Origin of the sequence: Pseudomonas sp. L5B5, assembly GCF_020520285.1 — a bacterium.
Classification (GTDB): Bacteria; Pseudomonadota; Gammaproteobacteria; order Pseudomonadales; family Pseudomonadaceae; genus Aquipseudomonas.
Genome location: NZ_CP084742.1, coordinates 2,397,221 through 2,416,739, shown reverse-complemented (window position 1 = coordinate 2,416,739; position 19,519 = coordinate 2,397,221). Strand labels below are relative to the sequence as shown.

The window sequence follows — 19,519 nt, the reverse complement described above, 5'->3', positions numbered from 1 at the left end:
GGCAGCCATGGATATACGTAAGAGCGGCCTGACTGCCAGCGGTGATTCGGGAGCCTACTCCGACCTCAATCGCTTGCAGCAGCTCAAGGTTGGTGACAAGAACAGCGAAGCCAATGTGCGCAAGGTGGCGCAGGAGTTCGAGTCGCTGTTCCTCAACGAAATGCTCAAGTCGATGCGCAAGGCCACTGACGTGATCGCCCAGGACAACCCGCTCAATACTCCGGCGACCAAGCAGTACCAGGACATGTACGACCAGCAGCTGGCGGTCTCACTGTCTCGTGAGGGCGGTGGTATCGGCCTGGCCAACGTGCTGGTGCGCCAGATGATGCAGAACAAGCCGGCTGCGGCCCCCACCGGGCTGACCTCGGCAGCGCCGATCGCGGCGGTGGCGACACCGATCGCGGCCGGGACCACCGCTCAGGATGGCCCGCTCAGCCGGGTCAACGGCCAGCGACCGATGTGGGCCTCCCGAGCTGCTGATCCGGTGCGTACCAGCGTGTCCCATAACGATATGGCGCTGCTCAATCAACGGCGTCTGTCGCTGCCGAGCAAGCTCACCGATCGCCTGCTGACCGGCATCGTGCCTTCGGCTGGTACGGCAGAGGCCGGGGCGCAGAACGTCGCGCCGACCCGGACCACGGCTGCCGCCGACGCGGTGCTGCGGGGCGAGTGGCGGATCAATCAGGGGTACGCCGCGGCCCAGGGCAAGATGCGTGTCTATGGCCGGGCCATGGCCCAGCCACCGCTGGCGCCGGCCAAGCGTGCCTTCGGATCGTCCGACGAATTCGTCGCCACCATGCTGCCGATGGCGGAGCAGGCGGCCAAGCGTATCGGCGTGGACCCACGCTACCTGGTGGCCCAGGCGGCCCTGGAAACTGGTTGGGGCAAGTCGGTGATGCGCCAGCAGGATGGCCGCAGCAGTCACAACCTGTTCGGCATCAAGGCTGGCAGCAGTTGGCAGGGCGGCCAGGCTCGGGCCATCACCAGCGAGTTCCGCAATGGGCAGATGGTCAAGGAAACGGCAGCGTTCCGTTCCTACGATTCCTACCAGGACAGCTTCCACGATCTGGTGACGTTGCTGCAGAGCAACAATCGCTATCAAGAAGTGCTGAAGGTGGCCGATAAACCAGAACAGTTTGTTCGCGAGTTGCAAAAAGCCGGGTATGCAACAGACCCGGATTACGCAAGCAAGATTTCGCAGATTGCCAAGCAGATGAAGAGTTACCAGAACTACGCTGCGGCGGGCGTTTCCACGAATTTATAAGGTCTGAATCATGAGTTTGCTCAATATCGGGATGTCCGGGCTGGCTGCCAGCCAATCGTCTTTGATGACCACGGGTAACAACATCGCCAACGCGGACACCGCCGGGTATTCGCGCCAGCAGACCGTGCAGGGCACCAAGGCCTCCAACCAGTTCGGCAACGTCTTCATCGGCACCGGCACCACCCTGGCCGATGTACGCCGGGTGTACAACAGCTTCCTGGATGCCCAGCTGCGCACCGCGACCTCGCTCAACAGCGACGTGGCGGCCTACCAGCAGCAGATCACCCCGGTCGACAAGTTGCTCTCCGAGGCCGGCACCGGCATGACCGGGGCCCTGACCAAATTCTTCGCCTCGGTCCAGAACCTCAATGCCAAGCCTACCGACGAGGCTTCCCGGCAGTTGCTGCTCAGCGATACCCAGGCCCTGAGCGATCGCTTCAACTCGGTGTCCAAGCAGCTCAACGACCAGAACAGCAATATCAACGGCAACCTGGCAACCATGGCCGAAGAGGTCACCAAACTGGCCAGCACGGTTGCCCAGCTCAACCAGAAGATTTCCGAGCTGTCGACCAGCGGCAACGGCATGCCCAACGACCTGCTCGACGCCCGTAACGAAACCGTGCGCCAGCTCTCGCAGTTCATCAAGGTGGACGTGTCCGAGCGCGGCTCCAGCCTCGACCTGTACCTGGGCAGCGGCCAGCCGCTGGTCATGGGCAATACCTCCAACTCCCTGGAGGTGGTGCCGGGCAAGAACGACCCGACCCGCTCCATGTTGCAGATCAACCGCGGCAGCAGCACCGTGGACATCACCAACGTCACCACGGGCGGCGAGATTGGTGGCCTGCTGCGTTATCGCAGCGAGGTGCTGGACCCGGCGATGAACGAACTGGGGCGCGTGGCCCTGGTGGTCGCCGACCAGATGAACAGCCAGATGGCCCAGGGTATCGACAAGAACGGCGAGTTCGGCGGCAACCTGTTCAATGACATCAACAGCCTGCGCATGATCGGCCAGCGCAGCATCGCCAACACCGGCAACAGCGCGGGTTCGGGCAACTTCGATGTCACCATCAAGGACTCCGGCAAGCTGAGCACCAGCGACTACACCGTGACCTTCAGCAGCGCCACGGACTACAGCGTCAAGCGTTCCGACGGCAGCGACATGGGCACGTTCAGCACCAACAACCCGCCGCCGGTCATCGATGGTTTCTCCCTGAAGCTCAATGGCACGGCTGCGGTCGGTGACAGCTTCAAGATCACGCCGACCCGCAATGCCGCGACCTCCATCCAGACCGAGATGACCGACGCCAAGCGCCTGGCCCTTGCTGCGCCGCTCAAGGCCGAGCTTGGTGCGGGCGTCAAGAGCTCGCTGAGCATCGGCTCGCAGCCGTCGCTGGTCACGCCGATCGACAACTACAACGCCGCTGCCAAGCTGGAGATCCAGACCGCGCTGAAGAACTCCGGTCCGGTGAAGGTGGTGTTCAACGCGCCGGCAGGCGGCAGCCAGACCTATGACTACTTCGATGCCAAGGGCGTGAAGATGGGCAGCGGCTCCATCGTTCCGGGGCAGACCAACACCCTCAACCTGAGCATCAAGATGGTCGATGCCAGCGGGGCGCCGATCCTTGACGGTGCCGGGGTGCAGAAGACCTTTGCCGTGAAGATGGATGTGGCAGGCGCGCCAAATGCCGGCGACAACATGAACATCTCGGTCAACGGCGCCGGCTCGTCCGACAACCGCAACGGCCTGGCTCTGGCCGGCCTGCAGACCAAGCAGACCGTCGATACCGGTGCGCCGAGCAAGGGCATCACCCTGGTCGACGCCTACGGCAAGCTGATCGAGAACGTCGGTGCCAAGGCCAGCCAGGCCAAGCTCGACTCGGCCGCCAACGGCGTGATCCTGGCCAATGCCAAGGGCGCCCGTGACTCGCTGTCGGGGGTCAACCTGGACGACGAGACCGGCAACCTGGTCAAGTACCAGCAGTACTACACCGCCTCTTCGCAGATCATCAAGGCTGCGCAAACCATTTTCAGCACGCTGATCAGTAGCCTTTAAGGAGCCGTAGCCCATGCGTATTTCCACTTCTCAGTTCTTCGAGACTTCGGCTTCCAACTACCAGCGCAACTTTGCCAACGTGGTCAAGACCAGCGAAGAGTCCAGCAGCCTCGTGCGGATCAACACCGCCGCCGATGATCCGGTCGGTGCAGCTCGTCTGTTGCAACTGGGCCAGCAGGCTTCGATGCTCGACCAGTACAAGACCAACACCACGGCGATCAAGGCCTCCCTGGGCCAGACCGAGTCGGTGATGACCAGCATCAACAACGTCCTGACACGTGCCAAGGAACTGGCCGCTGGTGCCGGCAACGCCGGTTATACCGACAAGGACCGCCAGGCCAACGCATCGGAGCTGGGTCAGATCGAAGAGCAGTTGCTGAGCCTGATGAATACCCAGGACGAAAACGGCAAGTACATCTTCGGCGGTTCCAAGGACGATGTGCCGCCGTTCAGCCGCAACTCCGATGGCACCTACAGCTATAACGGCGACCAGAGCAGCCTGAAGCTGCCGATCGGCGACACCATGATGATGGCTGCCAACAGCACCGGCTGGGATGTGTTCCAGAAGGCGACCAACACCAGCCGTACCGAGGTCACCACCCAGACGGCGCCGGCGCCGGATAATGGCAAGGTGTTCCTGTCCAACGGGCAGATGTCCAACGCTGGCAAATACAGCAGCCAGTTCCGTAGCGGCGAGCCGTACAACGTCTCGTTCGTCAGCGGCACCCAGCTGAAGATCACCGATGCCTCGGGCAACGACGTGACGTCGGAAGCCAGCCAGGGCGGTGTCATCGGCAATACCCCGAACCAGACCGTGAGCTTTCGCGGTGTCGACCTGAGCCTCAACGTCAACCTCAAGGAAGGGGACGTGGCCGGCACGATACTGCCGCAGTATTCCTTCAGCCTGGGCTCCAAGCCGGACACCTTCAACGTGGCGCGCAGCCCGAGCAATCCGAGCACGGCTCAGGTGACCGGTAGCAGCGTGACCAACCAGGCGAGCTACAACTCGACGTTCCCCAGCGGTTCGGCGGTCCTGAAGTTCACCAGCGCCACCGACTTCGATCTGTATGCAGCGCCGCTGACTGCCGACAGCAAGCCGGTGTCCTCCGGCACCCTGGCAGGCAACGTGGCCACCGCAGCAGGTGTGAGCTTCAACCTGAGCGGTGCCCCGGCCGCCAACGATCAGTTCAGCGTGGCGGTCAATACCCACGAGACCCAGAACATCCTGGATACCGTGAGCCAGCTCAAGGGCGCGCTGAACACACCATCGGATGGCAACACCGTGGCGACCCAGAAGCAATTGGCCGCCCTCGCTTCGGGCATGGCCAACCTGGCCAGCGGCACCGATCAACTGACGGTAGGCATCAGCTCCGTGGGTGGTCGTGGCTCGGCCCTGGATACCCAGGTCGAGATCAACACCAACCTGGCTGCGGCCAACGTCACCACGCGTTCGGCCATCGCCGATTCCGACCCGGCCGAGGTCATGACCCGCCTGACCCTGCAGAAAACCATGCTGCAAGCCTCGCAGCTGGCCTTCAGCAAGATCAGCCAGCTCGGCCTGTTCAACCAGGGCTGAGCCCGGTTCGCGGCGTCCGGGCCCGGGCGCCGCGACCGTCGAGCCGCCAACCGTCTTTCTACAAGCGGTTTCGCAGCCCCGGTCGTTCTGGCCGGAGCTCGCCGCTCGAGAGTTTCCCGCCGTGAACCAAGCCCCTCTAGTCAGCATCGTCATCCCCGCCTTCAACTCGCGCTTTTTTGCCCAGGCCCTGGACAGTGCCTTGGCGCAGACCTATCACCCCCTGGAAATCCTCGTTTGCGACGACAGTGCCGGCGATGAGATCCAGCGTATTGTCGAAGGCCTTGCCGAGCCCGCGCACCCGATTCGTTATCTGCGCAATTCCCGGCGCCTGGGGTTGTACAAGAACCTGTTGCGCTGTGTGGAGGAGGCCCGTGGCGAGCTGGTCAAGGTGCTGTGCGACGATGATCGGCTGTTCCCCCCAAGCGTTGCGCTGCAGGCCGCGGTTCTGTCCGCGCACCCGGGTGTCAGCCTGGTTCTTGCCTTGCGGGTTTTCAGTGATGAGGGAAACTTCATCCTGCCGCCGCGCATAGAAAACTGCCGCTTCGCTCCAGGAGATGTATTGCTCAAGGCCGGCGACATGGCGGCCATCTTCGAAACCATGCGCAAGAACTTCCTGGGCAACTTCAGTGCGGCCATGATGCGTCGTGCCGATATGCTGGCGTTGCTGCCGCCCCTGGCACAGGTGGGCGAGGGTTTTGTCGCCTTGCTCGACCTGGCACTGTTCATTTGCTTGATGCGGTGCGGCAACCTGGTGGCTCTTTCCACCGTGCTCAGTTGCGAACGCTTGTACCCGGGACGCTTGAGCCGCTCGCCGGAAATGCTCAGGGCCGCCGCTGCGGAGTGGGACTGGCTGGTGCGCATGCTGGCGGAACGTCGTGGCGAACCAGCGCCGGCGCCCGGGTGGGTCCGTTATGTGGATCTGGCAGTGGCCGGTGAGCAGCCCCATGACTGGAAGGAGCTCGGGGTGCTGCATGTGCTTGGCAACCGCAGCGCCGTGGTCAATGGCCGAGTCGGTGGCGAGAGCCAGAGCTATGAGGAGTTCTATCGCCTGTGGCTGGAGGCGCGCAGGTTCTCTGGGCAGGAACAGCGCTTGATGCCTCAGCGCATCGCCAGTTGGCCGCGGCAGGTCAACCTGGTGCCGGTGGTCATCGATGTGGCCAACGATGCCGGCGCCTTGCAGCTGACCCTGGACAGTCTGGCCGGGCAGCTGTATCCGCCCCAGGCGGTACTGGTGCTGTCGGCTGCGCAAGGCCCTGATACGGATGGGGTCTTGTATCAACCGCTGCAGGATGACTGGGTGCAGCAACTCAACCTGTTGCTGCCGCAGCTGGACGGCTGCGATTGGTTTTACCTGCTGCGGTCCGGGGACCGCTTGCAGGAGTCGGCGTTGCTGGTACTAGCCGAGCGGATCGCCCATACCCCGACGATGCTTTGTGCCTACAGCGATGAAGGTGCTCTGGTCGAGGGTGAGTCGACCGAGCCGGTGTTCAAGCCTGATTTCAATCTTGACTTGATGCGTTCCTATCCCTATGTCGGCCGCACCTTGGCGTTCTCCCTGGAGCGCTTCCTGGCCGAGGGTGGATTTGACCCGCAGCGGGGCGAGCTGGCACCCCAGGATCTGGTGTGGCGCCTGGTGGAAAGTGCCGGGCCGCAGACGATCGCGCACATCGCCGATATCCAGCTGGAGTCCGAGCTGTCCTTTGGCCAGTGGTTATCGAGTGCGCCGGTGATCCAGTCCAGCGAGGCGTTGGTGGCTGCGCATTTGCAGCGTATCGGGGTGCAGTATCGGATTCGCCACGATGACCTGCCATTGCTCAACCGGATCGACTACCTGCATGGAGAGCGGCCGCTGGTATCGATCATCGTCACGTGCGGCGACTCTCTGCCCGCGCTTCAGTACTGCGTCGAAAGCCTGATCGAGCAGACCGCCTATAACCACTATGAAATCCTGCTGGTGGATGCTGGCAGCCAGGATCCTGGCATGGCGGACTGGCTGGCCGCGATGGGGCAGCTGGGTGGTTCAATGTTGCGAGTGCTGGCCCACGCCGGGGCATCCAGCCAGACCGCGCTGGTCAACAGCGTTGCGAGCCAGGCCCGTGGCGAGTATCTGCTGTTGCTCAGCCACAATGCACGGATCTGTAGCCGTGACTGGCTCGATGAGCTGCTCAACCAGGCACAGCGGCCGGAAGTAGGGGTGGTCGGTGCGCGGATACTGGCTACCGACGGCTCCATCCTGCACGCCGGGCAAGTGCTGGGCCTGGCCGGGCCGGTGGGGTCGCCCTTCATCGGTGAGGCACTGGGCGTGCGCGGGTACATGCAGCGGTTGCAGGTCGTCCAGAACTGGAGTGCAGTCAGCGCCGATTGCCTGATGGTGCGCAAAGAGGTCTTCGACAGTCTCGGGGGGCTGGATGAGCAGGATTTCACAGGCGCTCTGGGCGCTGCCGACTTGTGCCTGCGGGTCGACCGCGATGGCTACCTGGTGGTCTGGACACCCCACGCCACCTTGATGCTGGGCCTGGGAGCGGGGCAGCCGGTGGCGGAAGCCGACCAGGAGGTCTTCTATCGTCGATGGCTGCCCAAGATCGCCCGCGATCCCGCCTACAACCCGGCCCTGAGCCTGGGGTTCTCGAGTTTCAGCCTGGATCCGCCATTGCGCAACAACTGGAACCCGTTCTGCAGTCGTGCGCTGCCTCTGGTGCTGGGGCTGCCAGTCAACAGCTCGGCGGTGGGGCACTATCGAGTGCTCAGCCCGTTGAATGCGTTGGAAGAGGCGGGTCGGATCATCGCCAGGGTGGCTTACGAATCGCCGACCTCGGTGGAGATCGAACGTCTGGCTCCCGACAGCATCGTGCTCCAGGGACGTTATAGCGATGGGGCGGCCAGCGATATCCTGCGGATGAAGAAGTATTCCGGGGCGCTGCGGATCTTCGAGCTCGATGACTATGTCGTCAATGCGCCGAAGAAGAACAGCCATGCCCGCAACAAACCGGCGAATATCGAGCGGATGCTGCGTGACGGGATCGCCTTGTGCGATCGGGTGGTGGTCACCACCCAGCCTCTGGCGGATCTCCTGTCGAGCATGCACAGCGATATCAGGGTCGTGCCCAATATGCTCGCTCGGGAGCCATGGGCGCGCTTGACCAGCCAGCGTGGAACCTCCAGCAAGCCGCGGGTGGGCTGGGGGGGAGGCACCAGTCATACGGGAGACCTGGAAATCATCGCCGATGTGGTGCGTGAACTGGCCGATGAGGTGGAGTGGGTATTCTTCGGCATGTGTCCCGAAGGATTGCGCCCCTATGTGCATGAATTCCATTCGGCGATTGGTTTGCAGGATTATCCCTTCAAGCTGGCCAGCCTGAACCTGGATCTGGCGCTGGCGCCTCTGGAGTTCCATATCTTCAACGACTGCAAGAGCAACCTGCGTCTGCTGGAATATGGCGCTTGTGGTTACCCGGTGATCTGCACCGATACCGAGGCCTACCGTGGCTTCCTGCCGTGCACCAAGGTGCGCAGCAATACCACGCAAGAGTGGTTGCAAGCCATCCGCATGCACCTGGCGGACCCGGTGGCCAGTTATCGCATGGGAGATGAGCTGCGCGAGGCGGTGCATCGCGACTTCATGCTGGGCAGTGACAACCTCCAGCATTGGATGTGGGGCTGGCTGGCGGATTGAAGCAGCCTGAACACCAAGCCACGCCTGCGCGCGTGGCTTTTTTGTGCCTGTGATTCTGTGAGCCGGCAAGGCCATGAACTGGCGCGTTTCCTGCAGCTGCTCAGGTAATTGTCATAAAACAAACGTTGTGAGTGTCGAGTGATGCCGGTCGCCGTTCGTTCTTGCGTTGATCCCCTGGGTTGCGGTCGAAGGGGATTTCTTCAAGCCAATTCTTTGGCGCAGCGCGACGCGGGCTCATTGCCATTGATGATGGCTGCTAGCGAACAGGCCGGACAGTTTCATCATTCGACTCGACAAAGCAGGCGTGAGCAGTGCTCTGCGCCGCGTTCGTCGAGCATCAAGCATTAACGGTTCGAGATTCCAGGCGATCAGCCGGATGAGGAAAAAGACAGATGCGGGTTCAAGATAAAGCAGGTGATGAGGCATTCCCACTGAGCGAGCAGTTCACGCTGGTGGTGTTGACCCACGAATCCAAGGCGCTGGCGCAGAGGGCTTTGCGCTACTACAGCGCCTATCCGTGTTCGATCCTGGTCCTGGACTCGTCCGGGGTGGCTGACAAGGCCTTGGTTCGCGAGTTTCCCAAGGTGGGTTATCAGCACCTGCCGCAACTGGATCTGCAGGCCAAGCTGGCTCAAGGCGCTGAATTGGTCACCACGCCTTACATGGCTTTTGTCGGTGACGAGGATTTCCTGGTTCGCGATGGGTTGTGCCAAGCCCTGGAGTTTCTGGAGACTCATTCCGACTATGGTTTTTGCCAGGGCTACGGGGTGATGTACTCAATAGAGGGCATGGAAACCAGCTACTACCTGCGTGACCGCAAGGGCGTGGAAGACTTCGCCAGCGACAGCGCCCACGAACGAATCTCGAGTTTCATGGGCAGCTTCCTGACGCCATTCAATGCGGTGGTGCGTACTCGACTGCTGCGCCAGTGGTTCGGCCACTTGCCCTGCGCTGCAGGGCTTGAGCTGGAGGAAATCGGTCGCGCTTTCTACCTGTTGGCCAGCGCCAAGGCGCGGGTTCTGCCAGTGCCTTTCATTGTCCGGGCGCTGGGAAATGGCATTGTGGATCGTGCTGCCCAGCTGCAGGCGATGCTGGCTCGCAAGGATGCAGGGGCCATGACGCAGCGAGAGCAGTTCGCCGAGTTGCTCGCCGCCATGCCTCTTGAGGTTTCCGGCCAGCCAGCACGATCGCTGAAACAAGCGATCCTGGAGGGGTTCGAGGCTGTTGCCGGATGTATTGCCAATGGTCCTTCGCCCCGGGGCACGAAGGTCTTTCGTTCGACCTGGAGCGAGGTCGGCAAGCAGCCGGTTCGCGCCTTCGAACCTGAACAGTTCGTGGAACTGCCGTTCTATAACCAGCCGATGTTCGAGTTGCTGGCCGATATCGAATTCCTGATGCTCGCCATGCCTGCGGGCCAGTCGCAGCTCGCTGCCCTGGAAGGGGTGTTGTTGCGCCAGGAAGAACTGCTGCGAGTTCACCCCAACGACAACGCCAAGACTGTTCGTAGCCGCTTGTGGCAGGCCCTTGAGTTGAACATGTTCAACGCTACCGTCGCCAAGCGCCTGGCCGAATCGATGCGTGATACCGATGAGGTCGAGGTGTACCGGCAGTTGCGGACATGGTCCGCGCGCCTCGAAGGGTTGCCGGCCACCAACGGTAGCGCCTTGTTTGCCGGTACCCGTTCTGGCCAGTTGCTCAATTGGCTGGATGGACGCGATCCCAAGCCGGCCCAGCTCAAGTCCATTGCCAACCGCCTGGGCAAGCGCGCCGGCGGTCCGCAATTCCAGATCCTGCTGCTCGACCTGGATGCCGACATGGTCAAGTTGCAGGCCACCTTCGATTCCCTGATGGCCAACCATTGCAAGGCGTTCAAGCTGACGGTCCTGACCACCGGCGCTCTGCCGGCCGTTACCACCGCCCAAGACATCGTGCATTTCATCAAGGTCAATGCCGGCAGCCATATCGAGCGCCTGAATCAGGTCGTGGCTCAATCCACTGCCGATTGGGTGATGCTGATGGAGGCGGGGGACCAGTTCACAAGCAGTGGGTTGCTGCGCGCCAGCCTCGAGCTGGTTGGCGCCGAAGGCATAAGAGCAGTGGCGATGGACGAGCTGCAGCGCCAGGCCAATGGCTCGCTGAGCGCGGTATTCCGTCCCGGGGTGAACCTGGACCTGTTGCAGAGCGCTCCGGCGCTGATGGCCCGCCATTGGCTGTTTCAGCGAGAGACGCTGGTGCAGGTCGGTGGGTTCAGCCGGGAATTTACCCAGGCGATCGAGCTGGACCTGATCTTGCGCCTGATTGAAGACGGCGGTCTGGCGGGCCTGGCCCATCTCGCCGAGCCGTTGTTGATCTGCCAGGCTGCCCAAGTCCGGGACAATGCTGAAGAGCGTCAGGTACTGACCCGGCATCTGGCCAATCGTGGCTATCGAGCCCAGGTCAGCTCGGCGCGACCGGGTACCTACCAGATTGACTATCAGCATGCCGAGCGCCCGCTGGTGTCGATCATCCTGCCCAGCCAGGACAACTTTGCCCGGTTGCAACGCTGCCTGGTCAGCGTGCTGCAGCGCACTCGCTACCAGCGTTATGAAGTGCTGATTGCCGAGAACCATAGCCAGGATGCCGAACTCGAGGGCTGGCTCGCCAGCCTGGAAAGCCATGGCGAGCGCATTCGTGTTCTGCGCAGCGGGCAGCGTCTGAGTGCTTCGGCCTTGCACAATGCGGCCTGCCGGGAAGCCCGGGGCGAATACCTGGTGCTGCTGTCTTCCGATGCCGAGGTGGTCAATGCCAACTGGATCGAGAGCCTGCTCAACCAGGCCCAGCGCCCGGAAGTCGGGGTGGTGGGTGCGCGATTGGTCAACGAGCGGGGCATGACCACCCAGGCCGGCCTGGTACTGGGGTTCAACGGTCACCTGGGCGCAGCTTTTGCCGGCGTGCCCAAGGATGCACCGGGCTACATGAACAGCTTGTGGGTGGAGAAGAACTACTCGGCGGTGTCCGGCGTCTGCCTGATGATCGCCAAGGCGCTCTACGACGTCGTGGGTGGCCTGGACGAAGAGCACTTCGACCAGGCCTTCGCCGATGTCGACCTGTGCCTGAAAACCGCCGATGCCGGATACCTCACCGTGCTGACGCCCCAGGCGCAGGTCCTGCACCCTGGCACCCTGGCCGAGGATTCGCAGGCGGCTGCGGCGCTGAAGGACAAGTGGGGAGGGCGTTTTGCCCAGGACGCCAGCTACAACGAGAACCTGGCACTGGCCGGCAGGAGCTTCACCCTGAAGGCCGAAAGCCGGGTGGACTGGCTGCAGTTGCTTGCCCATTGATTGCCTGGAGGGTTTTGCCCATGCCCGATTATCTGTCGATGCCGCACTTGGTGCCTGAAGGCTCGAGTGCATCTGTTCGCGATGGCTCGCCATCATGAGCCCGTACCGGATTCCCTACGGGTGCCAGAGCATCGACCAGGCTGATATCGATGCGGTGGTGGCGGTGCTCAAGTCGCCCTGGCTGACCCAGGGGCCGACCATCGAGCGCTTCGAGCGGGCGCTGGCCGAGCATTGCCAGGCCGAACATGCCGTCGCGGTGTGCAATGCCACGGCGGCGTTGCACATTGCTTGCGTGGCTGCCGGCCTGGGGCCGGGCGACTGGCTGTGGACGAGTCCCAATACCTTCGTCGCGTCGGCCAACTGTGGGCGCTACTGCGGGGCCCAGGTGGATTTCGTCGATATCGATCCGCGCACCTGGAACATGGATGCCCAGCGGCTGGCAGACAAGCTTGAGGCCGCCGAGCGCAGCGGCACCCTGCCCAAGGTGGTGGTGGTCGTGGCATTTGCCGGTCAGAGCGCTGACCTGCAAGCCATCGCCAGGCTCTCGCAGCGCTACGGGTTCGTCCTGATCGAGGATGCGGCCCATGCCGTCGGGGCGTCCTATATGGGGCGCCCGGTGGGCTGCGGCGCCTATGCGGCGATGACCATCTTCAGCTTCCATCCGGTGAAGATCATCACCAGCGCCGAGGGCGGGATGGTGCTGACCAATCGCCAGGACTTCGCCGAACGCCTGCGTCGCCTGCGCAGCCATGGGATCACCAGCGACCCTGCCGTGATGCAGGTCCCGGACAAGGGCTTGTGGTACTACCAGCAGATGGAGCTGGGCTTCAACTATCGGATGACCGACCTGCAGGCAGCCCTCGGGTTATCCCAGGTGGCCAGGCTGGAGCCGTTCGTGGCCCGGCGCCGGGAACTGGCGGCACGCTACCAGCAGTTGCTGGCCGGCCTGCCGCTGACCTTGCCAGTGGCCCAGGATGGGGCCGAGTCGGCCTGGCACTTGTATGTGGTGCGCCTTGACCTGTCGCGGATCAGCCTGACCCAGGCCCAGGTCTTCGAGGCGTTGCGAGCGCAAGGGCTGGGGGTGAACCTGCACTATATTCCGGTCCACTTGCAGCCGTATTACCAGGAACAGGGTTTTGCCGAGGGGGACTTTCCCGAGGCCGAGCGCTACTTTCTGGAGGCCTTGAGCCTGCCGCTGTTTCCCGAGTTGAGCGATGAAATGCAGGACGAAGTGGTGGAGCATCTGCGGCGGATACTGGATTGAGCAGGGCGCAACAGGGCGACAAGTGCAGAGGGCTGGTGACGTTGCGGACAGGTACCGGCCGTTGGCTTGCAACCGCAGTGCCTGATCGGGAGTCAGGCCAGTGAGCTGCGTGGCGCTGATTCCTGCCCGGGGTGGCAGCAAGCGTATTCCGCGCAAGAATCTCAAGCCGTTCGATGGCGTGCCGATGATCGCCCGTTCCATCGCCAAGGCACTGGAATCCGGCTTGTTCGAGCAAGTGGTGGTCAGCACCGACGACCCGGAAATCGCCGAGCTGGCCGTTGCCTGTGGGGCCCAGGTGCCTTTTGAACGCCCCGCGAGCCTGGCGGATGATTTCACCGGCACCGCGGCGGTGATCGTCCACGCCCTGCAGGCGTTGCAGGAGCAAGGGCAGGCCTTCGAGTACGCGTGCTGCATCTACGCCACCGCGCCGTTGCTGCAGCAGCGCTACCTGCGCCAGGGCCTTGAGTTGCTGGCGGCGCATCCGGACAAGGCCTTCGCCTTTTCGGTCTGTGGCTTCGGTTTTCCGGTCCAGCGGGCCCTGACTCTCGACCAGGACGGGGCCTTGCAGGCGCTGTATCCCGAGTTCCGCCAGGTACGTTCCCAGGATCTGCCGGCAGCCTACCAGGATGCCGGGCAATTCTACTGGGGGCGCTCCAGGGCCTGGCTACAGGGCGAGATGCTGTTCTCGCCCCGCAGTCTGCCGGTGGTGTTGCCGCGTCACCTGGTCCAGGACATCGATACCGAGGAAGACTGGCGGCGCGCCGAGTATCTGCATGCCGCGCTCAAGGCCGGGGGAGAGCTGGAGTGAGGGTGTTGATCCGCGCGGACGCTTCACCGGCCATCGGCAGTGGGCATGTGGCTCGTTGCCTGACCCTGGCCCGGGTGTTGCGTCGGCAGGGGGCCGAGGTGGCGTTCGCTTGTCGCGATCTGCCTGGTCACCGCCTGGCAACCCTGCAGGCCGAGGGATTTGCCACGTTCCAATTGCCTGGCCTCTATCCAGGGGAGCAGCCGGAGGCTGGCATAGAGACGTTGTTGCCTTGGCAGGCGGATATCGCGGCCCTGGGAGAGGCATTGGGCACTTGCCCGGGCTTCGACTGGGTGCTGGTGGATCACTATGCGCTCGATCATCGCTGGCAGGCGGCAGCGCGCCTCTGGGCGCCGCGCATAGCCGCGATCGACGATCTGGCCAATCGTCGGCATGCCGCGGACCTGTTGCTGGATCAGAACTGCAGTGGAACTGCCCAAGCCTATGACGGTTTGCATGATCCGGCTTGCCGGACCTTGTTCGGTCCGCGTTTCGCCCTGTTGCGCGAAGAGTTTCGCCGGCCGGCCATCACCATTCGTCCCCGAGCACTGCGGGTACTGGTGAACTTCGGTGGTTTCGATGCCGCCGGCCAGACCTACAAGGCCATGCAAGCCTTGGCCGACATGCAGGCGTTGCAGGTGGATTTCGTCGCCGGCAGCGCCAATCCCGATTGGCAAGCCATGCAGGCGCTGAGCGCCGGCAAGGAGAACTGGCGCCTGCACAGTTACGTGGAGAATTTCGCTGAACTGATGGCCAGTGCCGACGTGTGCTTGGGGGCGGGCGGTGGCACCAGTTGGGAGCGCGCCGTGCTTGGCCTGCCGACGCTCTGCATCACGGTGGCTGGCAACCAGGAGCTCAACGCCCGGTTGCTGGCAGAGGCGGGGTGCCACCTGTACCTGGGGCCGTGCGCGCGTGTGAGTGTCCAGCAGATACGCCAGGCCCTGGCACTGTTGCTGGACAATCCGGGGCTGCGCCATAGCCTGGCGGCCCATGGGCGCCAGCGGGTGGATGGGCTGGGTGTGGAACGGGTGGCCGCAGCGCTGTTCACTCCTGTGCTGCGCCTGCGGCCAGCGACCCTTGATGATGCTCGCTTGTTGTTCGATGGGCGCCAGGCCGAATCGGTCAGGCGCTGGTCCCGGCAGCCCGAGGCGCTGGATTGGCCAGCGCATGTACGGTGGTTGCAAGCTTGCCTGGCCGACCCCGAGCGCCGGTTATTGATCGCCGAGCTGGCCGATGGGCCGGTGGGCGTGCTGCGCTACGACCGCGAAGGCCTTGAGGTGGAAGTCTCGGTCTATCTGTTCGCCGCACGCTTTGGCCTGGGGTGGGGGCGGGCCTTGCTCGAGCGCGGCGAGGCCTGGCTGGCGCAGTACTGGCCCGAGGTGGAGCGCCTGCGGGCCCATGTCATGGCAGAAAATCAGGTTTCGCTGGCGCTGTTTCGCCGGGCTGGTTATCAGCAGAGCACTTGCGAATTCACCCGTGTACTGAAGGAACACCTGGATGACTAGCTTCAAGATCGGTTCGCGCCCCGTGGGTGCTGGCGCCGCGCCGTTGATCATCGCCGAGATGAGCGGGAACCATAACCAGTCACTGGATGTGGCGCTGCGCATTGTCGAGGCGGCGGCCAGGGCTGGGGCCCATGCGCTGAAATTGCAGACCTATACCGCCGACACCATGACGCTGGACCTGGACCAGGGCGAGTTCTTCATCAAGGACCCGGACAGCCTGTGGGCGGGCTCCTCGTTATACGAGCTGTATCGCAAGGCCCATACGCCGTGGGAATGGCATGAACCGATCTTCGCCCGGGCTCGGGAGCTGGGCATGCTGGCGTTCTCCACGCCCTTTGATGAAAGCGCGGTGGATTTCCTGGAGGGGCTGGGTGTCCCGGCCTACAAGATCGCCAGTTTCGAAAACACTGACCTGCCGTTGATCCGCCGGGTGGCGGCCACGGGCAAGCCACTGATCATTTCTACCGGCATGGCCAGCATCGCCGAGCTGGACGCGAGCGTGCGTGCGGCTCGCGAGGCCGGTTGCCGCGACCTGGTGCTGCTCAAGTGCACCAGCACCTATCCGGCTTCGCCGGCCAACAGCAACCTGCTGACCATTCCCCACCTGCGGGAGCTGTTCGGCTGTGAAGTGGGGCTGTCCGACCACAGCATGGGGGTTGGGGTCTCGGTGGCGGCGGTGGCCCTGGGTGCAACGGTGATCGAGAAACACTTCACCCTGGATCGGGCGGCGGGTGGAGTCGACGCCAGTTTCTCCCTGGAACCTGAGGAACTGGCCAGCCTGGTAGTGGAAACCGAGCGAGCCTGGCAGGCCATGGGGCAGGTGCGTTACGGCGCCACCGAGGCCGAGGGCAAGTCCCTGGTCTATCGGCGCTCGTTGTATGTCACCCGGGACATGCAGGCGGGGGAGGTGTTCAGTGCCGATAACGTGCGGGCCATTCGTCCCGGGCTCGGGCTGGCCCCCAAGCACTATGACGCGCTGCTCGGTCGCCGTGCCCGCCAGGCAATCAAGCGTGGAACCGCGCTGGCTTGGGCGTTGGTCGAATAGGCCTTTGTGCCGCTGATTCGCAAAATGGCGTGACCTGCGGGTCAGAACGTGCATCTTCACTTAATGTATGGCCCGGGAAGATGGCGCCAGCCCTGCGTGCCAGGTCCGTGATAGCCCTTGTTTCTTCCCGACAACGCTGTGCTCGACGGAATTATCCGTGTTTTTTCGGCAGCCCCTGCCAGGTGACTGAGCGGGGGTATTGAGCTGTTTATTATTGGGAAGCCGTAATGATTGGCATAAAAAGCATTGCGAGCTACGTGCCTGTAGCCGGCCTGGACAATTACGCACAAGGTGCAAAATTCGGCAAGGATGAAGAGTTCATCCTGGGCAAGATCGGTTCGACCTTCCTGCCGCGCAAGGAGGCTGCACAAGAGACCTCCGATCTGTGTGTCGAAGCTGTCAATGCGTTGTTCGTCGCCAACCCCGAGCTCAAGCGCGAGTCCATTGACGCGCTGATCGTGGTGACCCAGAACGGTGACGAGGAAGGTTTGCCCCACACGGCGGCGATTGTCCAGGACAAGCTGGGCCTGTCGACCAGCGTGGCAGCGTTCGATATTTCCCTGGGCTGCTCCGGTTATGTGTATGGCATCTACGCCATCAAGGGTTTCATGGAGGCCGCTGGCCTGAAGAACGGTCTGTTGGTGACCGCCGATCCCTACTCGAAGATCGTCGATCCCGAGGACCGCAACACCACCATGCTGTTCGGCGATGCCGCCACGGCCACCTGGCTGGGCGAGGGGGCGACCTGGCAGCTGGGCAAGGCCAAGTTCGGCACCGACGGTTCCGGCGCTCCACACCTGAAGGTCAGTGATGGCGTGTTCTTCATGAATGGCCGCCAGGTCTTCAATTTTGCCCTGCTCAAGGTCCCGGCCCACCTGCACGAGTTGCTGGAGGAGTCGAACCTGGTGCCCGAGGACATCGATGCCTTCTGCATCCACCAGGGCAGTGCGGCGATCGTCGATGCCGTGGCCCGGCGTTTCGAGGGTGATCCGGACAAGTTCGTCAAGGACATGGTGGAGACCGGCAACACGGTTTCGTCGAGCATTCCACTGCTGCTGGAAAAGCACATGTTCGATTCCACCTGGAATCGCGTGGCCCTGAGTGGCTTCGGCGTTGGCCTGTCCTGGGGGTCGGCGATCATCTATCGTCCCTGAGACCGGCTCCTGGCGGCACACGTAGCGCTCAAGGTGTAATCTTGAGCGCTATTTTTTTGCACCGGCGACAAGCGAGGCAACATGAGCGACAGCTTTGAACACAACGCGGCGGTGATGGAAAAACGCTGGCCGGCGCTGCTGGCGCGGGTGCGGACTGAGGACAGTGGCTCGTTGTCGGCGCAGTTGGTGGAGGGGCTGGGGGCGACCCTGGAGATCGCCGGCATCCAGCTCACCAGTCGTCATGACCGTACCCGCGAAGCCCGGCTGCAGGCGGACAGCCTGCCCGAGGAGCCGGTCCTGCATGTGTATGGCTGCGGCCTGGGTGACCTGCAGCAGGCGTTGCTGGCCCGGCCGGGGTTGCAGCGCCTGTATGTGCACATCCTCAATGGGGCCTTGTTCAAGCTGGTCCTGCAGTTGCTGGAGCAGGATGCCTGGTTGGCCGATCCGCGGGTGGAGCTGTTGTATGCCAGCGACCTGCGGGAAATCCAGCTGCCGTTCTTTGCCCTGCCGGCCGAGCTGGTACTGGCGGACGATGACAGCGCGAAGATTCGGGACCGATTGATCAGCGAGACTCACCTGGCATTCAACAATCGCCTGTTCAGCGCTGATTCGACGGCTATCGGTGAGCGCCTGGCGGCTGTCGAGCCGTGGGTGGCGATCGATCACGACGTGGCCGAGCTGTTCGATACCTGCACCGGCCGGGAGGTTTTCGTCGTGGCCACCGGGCCGAGCCTGGAGCAGCACTTCAGTGCGTTGCATACAGTGGCTGCCGGGACGGACAGGCCGTTGCTGATCTGTGTCGACACGGCGTACCTGCCGCTGCGTCGGCACGGTATCCGACCGGACCTGGTGGTCAGCATCGATCAGCGTATCTCTACCCGGCATCTGCCGGCCCAGGACAGCGAAGGCACGACGCTGGTCTACATGCCTCTGGCCGATCCGCAAGTGCTCGAGGGCTGGCAAGGTTCGCGTTATGTGGGCTATTCCGCGAGCCCGGTATTCCAGGCCTTGCGCCAGCGTCTACCCCGGGCGCAGTTGCATGCCGGAGGCAGCGTGATTCATCCGGCCGTGGACCTGGCGGTGAGAATGGGCGGTAAACGTATCACGCTGTTCGGTGCGGACTTCGCCTTCCCGGGAAGCCGTACTCATGCCGGATGGCAAGACGGCGACCTGGGGCCGCAAGCCGGTGTCGCCAGGCACTGGGTGCTGGACGGGCATGGGCAGCGGGTCAAGACCCAGCTCAACTTCCGCAGCTACCTGTGCGAGCTGGAGCGCTACATCGCCAGCCGGCCCGAGATTGCCTTCTTCAATACCAGTCGCAGTGGCGCGATGATCGCCGGTACGGCCTTCCATGCGGATTTTGTCCAATGAATCGACTTGAACCTTTGCTGGCCAATGCCCGGGACGTTGCCGGACTGTTTCGCCTGGGGCGCGACGTGGAGGCGGCGGGTGTCATGATCGAGCTGTTCGAACCTGTTCAACGGCTCGTGGATGTTGCACCGGTGCCAGTCCATCAGGACTGGGCCCGACTGCTGGGGCTGATGCTGGCCTGCCAGGAAGCACAGGACTGGCTGGGCCTGGCTGACTATCTGGAATACGAAATGGTGGAGTGGCTGCGGGAGGCGTTTGCTGGTTGAGTCTTCCCTCCGTTGTTGCCCGGAATGGCGGGCGAGGGTTTTCTGGCGTCAGTTTTTCGTTTGGCGGGGTTTAAGCCCTTGTATTTAAAGGGGTGGCAGGGTGATGGCAAATATTTTTGAAAAAGCCCTAAAGCAACTTGCATCCGCGACGATAACTATTACGAAGGTTCTCTAGGCCATTACCCGGCGGTTGCCAGGGCCGGAAGCCGCAGTACCCAACCAA

At 63.0% G+C, this 19,519-nt stretch carries 12 protein-coding genes; all 12 read left to right on the top strand.

The window, feature by feature from the left end; genetic code table 11:
• Positions 1-7: 7 nt before the first annotated feature.
• A complete protein-coding gene (flgJ, locus tag LGQ10_RS10905) occupies positions 8-1,264 on the top strand; it encodes a flagellar assembly peptidoglycan hydrolase FlgJ (protein WP_226525535.1) in 1,257 nt (418 codons plus the stop codon).
• Between the two features lie 10 nt (positions 1,265-1,274).
• On the top strand, positions 1,275-3,317 hold the full coding sequence (gene flgK / locus LGQ10_RS10900; protein ID WP_226525534.1) for a flagellar hook-associated protein FlgK: 2,043 nt from the start codon (positions 1,275-1,277) through the stop codon (positions 3,315-3,317).
• A gap of 13 nt (positions 3,318-3,330) precedes the next feature.
• Positions 3,331-4,893, top strand: a complete 1,563-nt coding sequence (locus LGQ10_RS10895) for a flagellar hook-associated protein 3 (protein ID WP_058433912.1) — start codon at positions 3,331-3,333, stop codon at positions 4,891-4,893.
• Positions 4,894-5,014: 121 nt separating this feature from the next.
• Positions 5,015-8,566: a glycosyltransferase gene (locus LGQ10_RS10890; RefSeq protein WP_226525533.1), complete on the top strand. Its 3,552-nt coding sequence runs from the start codon at positions 5,015-5,017 to the stop codon at positions 8,564-8,566.
• 392 nt (positions 8,567-8,958) lie between these two features.
• Positions 8,959-11,886 carry a TIGR00180 family glycosyltransferase gene (locus LGQ10_RS10885; RefSeq protein ID WP_226525532.1) on the top strand — a complete coding sequence of 976 codons (2,928 nt, stop codon included), beginning with the start codon at positions 8,959-8,961 and terminating at the stop codon, positions 11,884-11,886.
• A gap of 94 nt (positions 11,887-11,980) precedes the next feature.
• Complete coding sequence (pseC, locus tag LGQ10_RS10880) at positions 11,981-13,150, top strand: UDP-4-amino-4,6-dideoxy-N-acetyl-beta-L-altrosamine transaminase (protein WP_058436424.1); 1,170 nt, start codon at positions 11,981-11,983, stop codon at positions 13,148-13,150.
• Positions 13,151-13,250: 100 nt separating this feature from the next.
• Positions 13,251-13,958 carry a pseudaminic acid cytidylyltransferase gene (gene pseF, locus LGQ10_RS10875; protein ID WP_226525531.1) on the top strand — a complete coding sequence of 236 codons (708 nt, stop codon included), beginning with the start codon at positions 13,251-13,253 and terminating at the stop codon, positions 13,956-13,958.
• Positions 13,955-15,460 carry a UDP-2,4-diacetamido-2,4,6-trideoxy-beta-L-altropyranose hydrolase gene (gene pseG, locus LGQ10_RS10870; RefSeq protein WP_226525530.1) on the top strand — a complete coding sequence of 502 codons (1,506 nt, stop codon included), beginning with the start codon at positions 13,955-13,957 and terminating at the stop codon, positions 15,458-15,460. The genes pseF and pseG overlap by 4 nt, the downstream gene beginning before the upstream one ends.
• The gene (gene pseI, locus LGQ10_RS10865; protein WP_226525529.1) at positions 15,453-16,505 is read left to right on the top strand and encodes a pseudaminic acid synthase; all 1,053 of its coding nucleotides are present in this window, start codon (positions 15,453-15,455) and stop codon (positions 16,503-16,505) included. Before pseG ends, pseI begins: the two co-directional genes overlap by 8 nt.
• 227 nt (positions 16,506-16,732) lie before the next feature.
• On the top strand, positions 16,733-17,659 hold the full coding sequence (locus LGQ10_RS10860; RefSeq protein ID WP_226525528.1) for a ketoacyl-ACP synthase III: 927 nt from the start codon (positions 16,733-16,735) through the stop codon (positions 17,657-17,659).
• A gap of 81 nt (positions 17,660-17,740) precedes the next feature.
• On the top strand, positions 17,741-19,030 hold the full coding sequence (locus LGQ10_RS10855) for a motility associated factor glycosyltransferase family protein (RefSeq protein ID WP_226525527.1): 1,290 nt from the start codon (positions 17,741-17,743) through the stop codon (positions 19,028-19,030).
• Positions 19,027-19,296, top strand: a complete 270-nt coding sequence (locus LGQ10_RS10850) for a hypothetical protein (protein WP_226525526.1) — start codon at positions 19,027-19,029, stop codon at positions 19,294-19,296. Before LGQ10_RS10855 ends, LGQ10_RS10850 begins: the two co-directional genes overlap by 4 nt.
• The last annotated feature ends 223 nt before the right edge of the window (positions 19,297-19,519 follow it).

Bases quoted from the DNA above. Each gene is read 5' to 3' on its own strand.
- flgJ (WP_226525535.1), top strand. From the start codon at position 8: ATGGATATACGTAAGAGCGGCCTGACTGCCAGCGGTGATTCGGGAGCC.
- flgK (WP_226525534.1), top strand. From the start codon at position 1,275: ATGAGTTTGCTCAATATCGGGATGTCCGGGCTGGCTGCCAGCCAATCG.
- LGQ10_RS10895 (WP_058433912.1), top strand. From the start codon at position 3,331: ATGCGTATTTCCACTTCTCAGTTCTTCGAGACTTCGGCTTCCAACTAC.
- LGQ10_RS10885 (WP_226525532.1), top strand. From the start codon at position 8,959: ATGCGGGTTCAAGATAAAGCAGGTGATGAGGCATTCCCACTGAGCGAG.
- pseC (WP_058436424.1), top strand. From the start codon at position 11,981: ATGAGCCCGTACCGGATTCCCTACGGGTGCCAGAGCATCGACCAGGCT.
- pseI (WP_226525529.1), top strand. From the start codon at position 15,453: ATGACTAGCTTCAAGATCGGTTCGCGCCCCGTGGGTGCTGGCGCCGCG.
- LGQ10_RS10860 (WP_226525528.1), top strand. From the start codon at position 16,733: ATGATTGGCATAAAAAGCATTGCGAGCTACGTGCCTGTAGCCGGCCTG.
- LGQ10_RS10855 (WP_226525527.1), top strand. From the start codon at position 17,741: ATGAGCGACAGCTTTGAACACAACGCGGCGGTGATGGAAAAACGCTGG.
- LGQ10_RS10850 (WP_226525526.1), top strand. From the start codon at position 19,027: ATGAATCGACTTGAACCTTTGCTGGCCAATGCCCGGGACGTTGCCGGA.